Annotated in this window: 9 protein-coding genes; 4 read left to right on the forward strand and 5 right to left on the reverse strand. The window is 44.3% G+C overall.

What is annotated here, in order from left to right; all coding sequences use genetic code 11:
* Window positions 1-142: 142 nt before the first annotated feature.
* The gene (locus tag QTO06_RS24135) at window positions 143-1,552 is read right to left on the reverse strand and encodes a phage tail protein (protein WP_331410146.1); all 1,410 of its coding nucleotides are present in this window, start codon (window positions 1,550-1,552) and stop codon (window positions 143-145) included.
* An 18-nt stretch (window positions 1,553-1,570) separates the two neighbouring features.
* Entirely contained in the window at window positions 1,571-3,142 is a 1,572-nt protein-coding gene (locus tag QTO06_RS24140; protein WP_331410147.1) for a phage tail protein I, read from the reverse strand.
* Between the two features lie 119 nt (window positions 3,143-3,261).
* On the opposite strand from QTO06_RS24140, the gene QTO06_RS24145 reads away from it, so the two are divergent.
* Together QTO06_RS24145 and QTO06_RS24150 are read left to right on the forward strand one after the other, a co-directional pair.
* The gene (locus QTO06_RS24145; RefSeq protein ID WP_042770676.1) at window positions 3,262-3,714 is read left to right on the forward strand and encodes a hypothetical protein; all 453 of its coding nucleotides are present in this window, start codon (window positions 3,262-3,264) and stop codon (window positions 3,712-3,714) included.
* Window positions 3,715-3,855: 141 nt separating this feature from the next.
* Complete coding sequence (locus QTO06_RS24150) at window positions 3,856-6,156, forward strand: phage tail tape measure protein (RefSeq protein ID WP_331410154.1); 2,301 nt, start codon at window positions 3,856-3,858, stop codon at window positions 6,154-6,156.
* 32 nt (window positions 6,157-6,188) lie between these two features.
* Here QTO06_RS24150 and QTO06_RS24155 read toward each other — a convergent pair whose 3' ends face one another.
* Together QTO06_RS24155 and QTO06_RS24160 are read right to left on the reverse strand one after the other, a co-directional pair.
* Window positions 6,189-7,253 carry a DNA-methyltransferase gene (locus QTO06_RS24155; protein WP_331410155.1) on the reverse strand — a complete coding sequence of 355 codons (1,065 nt, stop codon included), beginning with the start codon at window positions 7,251-7,253 and terminating at the stop codon, window positions 6,189-6,191.
* 157 nt (window positions 7,254-7,410) lie between these two features.
* Window positions 7,411-7,683 (reverse strand): hypothetical protein, encoded by a 273-nt coding sequence (locus tag QTO06_RS24160; RefSeq protein ID WP_331410157.1) that lies wholly within the window; start codon window positions 7,681-7,683, stop codon window positions 7,411-7,413.
* 205 nt (window positions 7,684-7,888) lie between these two features.
* On the opposite strand from QTO06_RS24160, the gene QTO06_RS24165 reads away from it, so the two are divergent.
* Both QTO06_RS24165 and QTO06_RS24170 read left to right on the forward strand, forming a co-directional pair.
* Window positions 7,889-8,815, forward strand: coding sequence for a hypothetical protein (locus QTO06_RS24165; protein WP_331410159.1), 927 nt, complete (start codon window positions 7,889-7,891; stop codon window positions 8,813-8,815).
* Window positions 8,808-9,542, forward strand: a complete 735-nt coding sequence (locus tag QTO06_RS24170) for an HIRAN domain-containing protein (protein WP_331410160.1) — start codon at window positions 8,808-8,810, stop codon at window positions 9,540-9,542. Before QTO06_RS24165 ends, QTO06_RS24170 begins: the two co-directional genes overlap by 8 nt.
* 33 nt (window positions 9,543-9,575) lie before the next feature.
* Here the strand turns inward: QTO06_RS24170 and QTO06_RS24175 are convergent.
* On the reverse strand, window positions 9,576-10,494 hold a 919-nt coding region (locus QTO06_RS24175; RefSeq protein WP_331410161.1), incomplete at its 5' end, for a phage head morphogenesis protein.

Consider the following 10,494-nt stretch of genomic DNA (forward strand, 5'->3'; position numbering starts at 1 on the left):
CCTGACGGCGGAAGACCAAAAATAAAAATCCGGAAGACCAAAAATAAAAACAATATGTGCGTTTTTAAGTGAGATTTGGCGGGATTTAGTGGGATTTGGTGAGACAGAAAGGCGTCATCTGAAACCCTTCTGTTAATTCACATTATGCCTGCAATTCCCACAATTCCCAACTTGTACCACCAGTGCCGCTGACTAAACCTGCACCATAGGCATACACATCTATAACGACTTGCGGCGTACCACTCCAATATGTCACCTCTCTTGGTTCGCCTCTGAACGACCACCAACAGTTAGTTGGATCGGATGATTCAGCCGTACCATCTGAAAGAATATTGACCTTAAATCGTCCACTGTAGTGCTTGCGACTACTGGCTGAATATCCTGTTTCAATCGTTCCAGCAAGCGTGCCGCTAGTGCCATTTTTCCAAGGGATTGAACAACTGCCGCTTGCTACCTTAACCCAATGCAGTTTCTCGTCATCAAGGGCCTCTTGAGCCTTTGTGTTAACCAAGCCTAGAGCGTACTCAGAAGCGGCTAACTCATGACTTGCGCCATCAATTTTGTCTGAAAGTTTTGATAGAAAATGCTGTGCAACACGAAGTGGCGACATCCAAACGCCTGTGCTAGTACCTTCTTCAGCCTGCGCTTGCGTTGCATGTTCATCATTGTGTAGATACTGTGGAAATGGATTATCCTCAACTTTAAAAGCGTCGAGAGCATCTTGGGCGGCATTGGCTAGATCTGTAGCGTTATCAGCGGCGTCCTGAGCTGCATTAGCCAAATCAACTGCGTTATCCGCTGTGCTCTGAGCATTACTTGCCTTTGTATTTATCTGGCTCAATGCGTATTCACTTGCAGTGTAATCTGTTCTTGTGCCGTCTAATGCGCTTGAAATGCGCGATTTTAGCAAAGCCAGACCAGAGCTTGGATTTAGCATCGATGACGTGTCAGTGCCGTTGATAGCCTCGGCACTCGTCGCAAATCTTGCAACACCAGCTTTAACGCTAGTTGCGACACGTTTAAGCATCTTTGAAATAGTCAGTATTTTAGAGTCATCAACGCCGGCTTCAACGTCCTCATCATTGATGATTTTTGCGATGCCCGCTTCTGTTTCTGTTGCGTAAGGGACAATAGGGCTCACTGTCACATTCACGACATCAGCATTTTCTAGCTCTGTGATGTTTTCTATTTCAAGTTGTAGATACTCAGCACTATCGAGACTAGGAATGAGAGATTCCGGATATGCGCCATAGATGATCATATCTCCCTCATCATCATAGATGCCGTACTCGCGCAATGTTTGCTCTGCTGTTTCAGCAGTTGGAGTCACGTATGAAATTACATGAATCAAGTGGCCGTCTATTGAAGCTTCATTGAGTGCAACTCGAGCGAACTCGTTGACCAAATTTGTGAAGCTAGAATCGGGGGCTACATAGGCACCATTCGAATCACCAATAGCCATCTCAATCAAGTTAATAGTTTCGCCAGCATTGTATGCAGCTTCGATTTTGCTGATACCCAAATCAGTTACATATGAAAAATACGTCATCATTTTTACTCATCATTCAATTCATTGTTGCTCGTCAGATAGAGACAGCATAAGTATCTGCCGCCTTGCAGCTATTTTCTCGTCGGCGGTTGGCTCGTATCGTGTCAGTTCGACGTCAACGACTTGACCAACTCTTGCCGTCAAAAATTCATGCACTGGTATGCCTTCTTCGTTTAGTGCAGTGTAATAATTTCCGAAAGTTAGGTTTTGACTAATGATGTCGGACTCATGCGTAAACGTGACAGTCATGCCACTCCAATCTCGCCACTTTGGCCACTTTGCTTGTGAACTAAAATAAACAACTACATCGGCAGACCTACGCCGCCATATAAATTGTGATTTTCGATAAATAGTTACGATTGGTTCACCAGACGGCCAACTGTGCGATGAAAACTCGCCGTACGTATCTTTGTACTCGGGATGTAACGGCGAATACTCAAACACGCCAACTGATGTTAATACGTCGCCCCCGTAATAGCCCTCGCCGACTGTTATTGAAAAGCGCTCATAGTCTTCTATAGACTCAAGAACGACTGAACCACTGATGCCTGCATCTTCTGTTGAAGTGGCTGTTATCGTCACAGAGCCAGATGCTAATGCGTTGTAATTGCCTGCGTCATCAATTGTAATAATGGTTTCATCAGAGCTGGACCACTCAACCACGCCCGGTTCATCAAGAGAGTTAGCAGACGTGCCGTCGTTATATGAAACCGTTGCAATTAGCTGTCCCGCATCGCCTGGCGCAAGAGATTCGGGCATACCTGAAATGGCGATCGAGACCGGAGCAACGGCTACATGAGAAACCACCGTGCACTCTGCGCTAGAGATACCATTGAATGTAGAGATAGCACAAACACTCGCATTACCTTCACTCACAAAGGAAACCAGTCCTGCTTCATCGACGGTTACAATAGACGTATCACTAGATTCAAATCGGACATCGTGAGTTGTCGTTCCATCGCTCATTGTTACCGTTGCTGATACGCTAACTGGCTCACCCTCATAAACGATGATGCTCGTCGGAGATATGGTAATCCCCGTAACATGCAGCGGAACAATACTACTTGAAGTCCAACGCTTGCGAGTTCGAATCACTGGAGCAGCATAAGCTGAACCCATGCTAGGGTCATGGATGATATTGCCCTTCCAGTGCTGAGAACCCTGCTTATTACTTTCAGTTAGTGAAATGAGCGTATCGTAGTCGTTCTGCATGAGACTACGACTATCACTGGGTGCTGCATCGATGCGAAACGTGCCGCGAGTGCCTTCCGGTGCCATTGCATACCAAGGAACAACGCTGGCATCAAATTTCGACAACTCCAACGCTCGCTCTACAGCCCAAATAGTGCCTTTGTACTTTTTCAAAATCAGAGCGTTGGCGATAGACTCTCGCTTACGTTCTTCGCTCCATTCATCGTCCCATGCGTCAACTCGAAACCACCAAGCCAGCCACGGCAGGAATGAGGTATCAACCTCGTATACATTCATGATGTTGAGTCGCTTGATGACCACTCGTAACGAGTTGAATTCTTCAACCGTTAACTCTGCGAGCGCTCGCATTCGAATGTCATTTCTTAAGATTTTCGGCAGCATGTATCACTCCAATATTTGATGCCAAAATCTTAACTATTCTTATCGCGCGCACGTGGCAATTGACATTGTTACAGTGGTTTTAAAAGTACCTTTAAGCCTCTTTCAAAGAGGTTTAAATCATGACTAACGAGATCAAACAAGAAGCAACAGCGGAACAAAACAATAAGAGCATTGAGTCATCATTGCCTGTCGAATTTTCTGACTCCATCATCGGTCAATGCATGGTAGAGTTTGATATTTGCCCCCTAAAATCCCCAATTAAATGCAATGGCAAAACATACAACTGCATGATTCGAGAGCGTGAAGCTGTGATTCGAGATCGCATTCATGCAGAGCAGTGGTCGATTGGTGAGTTTGATTCGGTATACATCGATGCGGTTCGTGCTTTCTTCATTTCAGATACCTGTCGTTTTGGCATGCTTGACATCGAGACAGAGCAAGAAAAAGAAGGATTCATTCGAGTTACTAAAGCCGATATGACCGAAGGCGCAACACTACCTGTTGATTGCATTGTTGATTCTCTCGCGATTAAGGATTACGCCAACGTATCGCATATGCTGGGAAAGGCTTAAGCCTGGCACGAATGAGCAGCGAGATGTTCAACCAGGCTTTTGAGTCGCTATCTAATAAGAACTCCAAGATGAACGTGTCAGTTTCAGAACTAATGGGAATGAATTGGCATGAGATGTCTTACATGATTGAGAGGTTCAACAATGTCAATAAGCAAACAAAGTAATGGCTATGCTCTTGAGTTGCTTGTGGGCATTCAAGACGAATTCTCTGGAAAATCCAAAGCCATTGAGCAAGAGACTAAGCGCCTAAGTAAAGAAGTGGAAGTGCTTCAAAAGACAACAGGTGATGTCACTAAGTTTAAGAAAGCAGAAAAGGCTCTGGACGATTTACAAAAACAACAGATTAAAAGCAAAGATGCAATAACAAAACAAAGGGACGTTTTAAAAAAATTAAAAAAGGAGGCTGGTGATACGAAGGAAATTGAACGTCAAGAACATGCACTCAAAAAGCTAGAGCGACAAGACCGCGATACAACAGCAAGTTTGCGTGAACACGAAAGGGAAACTCGACGTCTTCGTCGTGCATTGTCGGATGCTGGATTAGATTTAAGCAACTTATCTGCCGATGAAGCCAAACTGCAGAGCAAAGTCGAGAAGACCACCAAGGCTTTAAAAGAGCAAACTCAAGCGCTCAATAAATTTGGTAATGCCAGTGCTCAAATGGAAGGACTTGGTGACAAACTCGGCATGGTTGGCAGCATTGCCGCTGCGGCTGGCTATACGCTTTTCCGTGGTAATGACATGGAAAAGCACATGCGCATGTATGCAGCCCAAACAGGCACAGACAAAGCCGATCTAATGACCGAGGAACAACGTAAATTTAGAGCATCCTTAGTCGCTGATGGAGCCTCCAGCGGCGAAATATTTACAGCGATGGGATTAGCTCGAACTCAAGGATTGGATGATAAAGAAACGAATGCACTTACGGCGGCAACAGTACGACTCAACCAAGTTTTTCCTGACTTTGACCCACAAGAGCTAACGAGAGCAATTGGTAATACGGCGAAGGCATTTGGTGTCAGCATTGATGAAGCGGCTCAGCGCATTGCGGCAATTAGACAAACAACTGGTGATGACAACCATGATCTTTTAGACACCTTCGCTGAATACGCACCATTACTCGGGGATAAAGTTTCATTAGATCAATATTCAGCAGTACTAACCGCAGGTCGCCAAGCTGGCGTATGGAATTACGACAAGCTGGGTGACAGCCTAAAAGAAACATTCCAAGCTCGATTCAGTGACCAAGATGAATTCACCAAACTTGTTGGTGGCGGTAATACCGTTGGTGCTATTGAAGCGATCACGGATGACCAAGAGCGTAACAACGTGCGCACGGCAGCACTGAGAATGCGCCATGCGGTAAATACAGGTCAAGGAACCGATGAAGCCTATGCCGCTTTCATGCAGAGTCTGGTTCCCGTAATGGAAAAATCACCAGGTGTGGTTAAACCAATATTAGAGGCTGCTGGCGGTACAATTTTAAGTGAGGACGTGGGCATCAAAGGCTTAAAAGCCATGATTGAAGCGCTCAACAACCCTGACAAATTCCTTCATGAACTCAATTTAAAGGAGCTTGCTCAGAGCACTCGTACCAAATTTGAGCAAGGAGCAGATGCAGCACGTTCTGCGCAGTCAGTGGTCGATGAATCCACGGCGGGTTTGATTGAATCTCAGGATGGCCTATCAACTGCCATTCAAGATTTAAGTAAAACCTTCACAGATTTTGTGATTGAGAACCCATCCGCTGGATATGCGTCTTCTGCATTAGAAACAGCAGCGCTGGGTGCTGGCGGTCTTTTTGCTGTGAAGAAAGCGAAAGATTGGCTAACAGGAAAAACTATCAATGTCGCTGCAGGAGCAGCGGCAGAAAGCGCGGCTGATATAGGCAAAGCAAGTCGTTTTAGCAATGTGGCCAAGTTTGCGAACAAGATACCAGGACTCAAGCACGTTCCTGTGATTGGTACTGCGATTGAAGGTACTATGTTGGCAGCGGATGTCGTAACAGGAGACGACCGAGGTCTATGGGAAGATGTCGGGGGTATGGTTGGTGGCGCGCTCGGAGGTTTGGCTGGTACGTTTGTTCCTGTTCCTGGTGGAATGGTTGCTGGCGGCATTGGTGGTGACATGGCAGGTCGAGAGGTCGGCGATTGGCTTTACAATGTGTTTAATGATGAGCCAGAGGATGTGGAGCGAGTTGAAAATCTAGTTAGCGAATCGAGCGATACAACCACTCGATCAACGTTGCCTGCAACCCCAATGATTCAAATTGAATACGCACCGCAAATCTCAATTGAACTCACTGGCGCATCACAAGAACAGGCTCAGGCATTGTCTGATAATATCGTGACCGCCCTTCGAAACATGACGCCAGAGCTCGAACAACAGCTGCGTGACGCGATGTCAGATATCATGCAAACCAGCGACTACTTAGAACATTAAAAAAGGCATCGGTTTGCGCCGATGCCTTTTCATTATTCTTCTTGACCACTTAACGTTTCTAATTGCCTTAGCGTGGTATCAAAGGTTTCTTCTTCAAACTCGATACCAACAAATCGACGCCCTAACTTTAAACACGCTTTGCCTGTTGAACCACTCCCCATAAACGCATCAAGTACAACATCACCTTCTCGACTGCTTGCTGTAATAATATGTTCAAGCATTGCCGCTGGCTTTTCACATGGATGCTTACCAGGATAATACTGCACTGGCTCAAATTGCCACACATCGGTATAAGGCACATCTGCGGTGACAGAGAACGGACGACGAAGTATCTCATATTGAGTTTTTAGATCATCGTATTCCTTAACCAAGGTCTGGTATGTTTCCTGTAGCGATTGATATTGCGTATGTAGTTCTTGATGACTTTTGGTTAACTCTCCAGCTTTCGCCTTGAATAGCGCTTGCAGCTGTTTGTATTGCTGCTCACTTGGTAACTTCCATTGGCTTGCGCTAAACCAATGCGAACACATTTGAGAGTTCGTGGCTTGGTTGATCTCCTTGGCGGTAATGCCGAGTTCTTTGCGTGCATTGGCAAAGTAGTCAATCAGTGGTTTAAACACTTCCTGCTTGAGTGCTTTACACTTCGTGGCGTACCCCGAAGACCCCTTAGCAAAACCTTCCGAACCATAGTGGCCAGCAAACAGCACACGCTCTGTTGAAGGGAAGAACTTACGAAGGTCTGGTTTATGCATTCGCTTCCACGGCCCTGATGGCTTAGCCCAAATAATATGGTTAAGCACTTCGAATCGAGCTCGCATTAAGATTTCGGTGTCCGCAGCTAGCGTCGAACCACAAAACAGATACATACTGCCGTTGGGTTTTAGTACGCGCCAGAACTCCACCAGCACTTCATCAAGCCATGCTAGGAAGCTTTCGACATCTGGCCATTGATTATCCCATGCATTCGTTTTGATTCGAAAGTATGGAGGGTCGGTAAGAATGAGATCGACAGAATTGTCATCAAGAGTTTTGAGGTGCTGCAAACAATCAGCATTAACGAGGGTCAGTTGTTCGTTGCGTAGTGTGTGTTTGTGCATTCTTGTCTCCTTATTTAAAAGAGCCTTGAATACAAAGCAAGCCGCCAGCCTCAAGCGAGACTGGCGGCGTTTCAATGCTTCCTCTCCAGCGATACTGGGTCTCAGGTACTCAAGGCATCAAAACACAAAGACACCTTATCACAACTTAACTGTGTTTTTATACAGTTATTGGTGTAACTGAAGATAACTTGTGCAACAAATCGTCACCTTCAAAAGTCAAAGAAAGAGTACCACCTATACCCCTAATGACTCCAAGCGCCTTTAACTGTTCAACGACAAACATCATGCCGACGGTTGTAACCTGATACTGTGTAGGATTGACATAAAACGCCATATCAAAGCAGCTATCTTCTCTTGGGTGGCTATTTTTAACGGTGTTTAAAATGGCTTTAATGAGAGGTCGTTGTTTTTCTTTAATATCAAATAGCATGTGAAATAAACCTTGCTGAGTGCTTCTGAATTGCCACGAACCATTACATTCGCGGCCAGCACCATCCACTCATTATTGAAGCTAAGTGCCACAATATTGATGCTGAGCAAGTTCACCTATTGATAACCCCTAATGTGTTATTTCTGGTTTAGTTTGATTAATTTTGATAGATTAATAAAAACTACCTACCCAACATTTCAACTTTATGACCTTTGAAATTAAACGCTTATATGTTAGCCCTGATGACTTGGAGCAATTGGGGACAAAAGAAAAATTTTGGTTTTGGTTTAAAGGTGGGACAAGAAGCTGGCTTTTTAAGTATTCCAGAGAAAATACGGGAGAGCATTGGTCTGAAAAAGTTGCTGAGGAACTATGTAAAGAACTGGGTATCCCTCATGTAACTTACGAAATAGCTCAAATGATGCTTAATGAACGTATGGGCGTCGTGTCACCAAACGTAATCCCGAGTTCAAATCGAATGATCATGGGTAATGAAGTTTTACATGCCGATAGTCCTTTAAATTACCCCGTTCCAATGGAGCAAAACCAAAAGTTTGTTCGAGTGAAAGAACATACCATAAGTAGAGTTCTTGGTTGTTTAGATAGAACAGACGTGCAACCTCCCAAGGGGTGGGATTGTATTGATGGATTAAATGCGGGTGATGTTTTTTGCGGCTATCTTTTATTAGATGCTTTGATTAGTAATCAGGATAGACATCATGAAAACTGGGCTATCGTGATGGATATCGAGTCTAAAGAAAAATATTTGTGCGAAACTTACGATCATGCTGCAAGCTTAGGTAGAGAGCTGTTAGATATTGAACGTGATGAACGTTTAAAGACAAAAGATAAAAACAGGACTGTTGGTAAGTTTGTACGAAAGGCTCGCTCGGAGTTGTTCAAATTCAAAACCGACAAAAAACCAATGCTAACTACTGATGCATTTTTTACTGCGGTAGAAAAAAGGGAAAGGGCTAAAAACTTTTGGCTCAGCAGACTTGAAGGATTAAGTGATGATAAAATCCACGAAATTTTTGATAAAATTCCAGAAGAAGTGATAACTGACACAGCAAAACAGTTTGCGTTACAAATGGTACTTGAAAACAAAAATAGGTTACTAACAGATGACTAAAAATAATCCGGTTTACTTAGCTTGGCAATCGCCAGATACAAGGGACTGGCATGTCGTTGGGGCCCTTACTGATACACAAAAAGGCTTTGAATTTCGTTACACACAAGGCGCGACAAGTTCCAAAAACTTTGTCCCATTTAGCGGAATGGAAGACTTACATACATCGTATGTATCTATTGAATTGTTTCCTCTATTTCATAATCGTCTATTGTCAGAGAGAAGGCCTGAATACCCTCGCTTTATTAAATGGCTAGGGCTTAAAGATGATGAAATTACACCAGTAAATATTTTAGCTCGATCTGGTGGCATGAGAGGTACAGATCAACTTCAAATGTTTCGTCGTATTAATATCAATGAAAGTGGTTCTTTTGAACATTACTTTTTCTTACATGGTGTTAGTCACTTATCTAAATCGGCACAACGCCGAATCGACGCCTTAGAACAAGGTGAACAGTTAAGACTTTGTCTAGATTGTCAAAATGAGTATGACAACCATGCGGTAATGGTTAGAGCAGAAGAACCTGCGGAAATTGTAGGTTACTGCCCTCGCTATCTAGCTCGCGACATCAAAGCTCTTTTGACAAAATCAACAGACCTCGTTGTATCAGTAGAAAGCATTGCGAAAGATGCTCCAATGAACTACCGATTACTTTGTAAGATTAGTGGACACGTTGTTGATGGGGATAATACCCTCCCCACTCAGAGTGAATATAAATTTCTAGTTTAATAATAAGGGCCAGTAATCTGGCCCTTTTGTTTATCATTTTGCATCTAACTTAATCGACTCAGCTTGTAACTTTGCAAGCTCATTGTTAGTTAAGTGTTTCACGGTATAGACCTCAGCTTTATCAAATGCCGCCATGAGCATTACTGCAGTACGTTTGTCATCGAGCGCAACCAGGTACTGCAGCGTTGGCAGCCACTCGCCACCATCGAGTTCATCAAACCCAAACAAAATTCCATCCGCATCATCAAGGTTTGTGCCAGCTAATTTTTCTTTGAACGGATTGAGCTCTGGCGTTTCTTGGATTGCCTTATCGAGAACGGCAGTGGAGATTCTACTTTTTACAGCTTGATTCATTTGCTCCTGGATAACTGACTTGCTTTGTTCATATGAGTAGCTCAGCACTTTATTGGTGAGACCGTACTCTTGAGCACTGGTAGCCAAGGATTCTGGCAAGGCTTGCATCGATACAAGGGGCGAACTTCTAAACTGATGTTCTTTAGAAAACGTGTCGTCTTCGTGCATCGAACTAATGGTGATTTTGGTGTATTGCGACTTCTTGCTTGATGGCAGTTTGTCGTACTGCTCTCTGGTCAACACGGATACCGTGCCTCGGCACTTATGGTGGTTGGGTGGGTAGAACTCAATCCAAAACTCATCGTTCTTCGGTTTAGCTACGCCGTCCAGTTCTCTGCAGAGTTTGGTGGTGCCATCATCCATGACCGATGTATAGACCAGGAACTCAACCAAATCATTATCCGCAATCTGTGTCCATCGACCTGCGTTGTAAGCGGTCATCATGTTGTTGCGATAATGCAGCTCAAGCCAGTACGGATTCGCCTGTGCAATGCCGATTTGCTCAAGATACGCATCCAGGTTGCGAAGCACCTCTGAACGGCTTTGACCTTCGTTTAATGCATCTTCATAAAGCTTCTTCACTCGATTGACAGCATCG

The organism is Vibrio sp. M260121 (genome assembly GCF_036533715.1).
GTDB lineage: Bacteria > Pseudomonadota > Gammaproteobacteria > Enterobacterales > Vibrionaceae > Vibrio.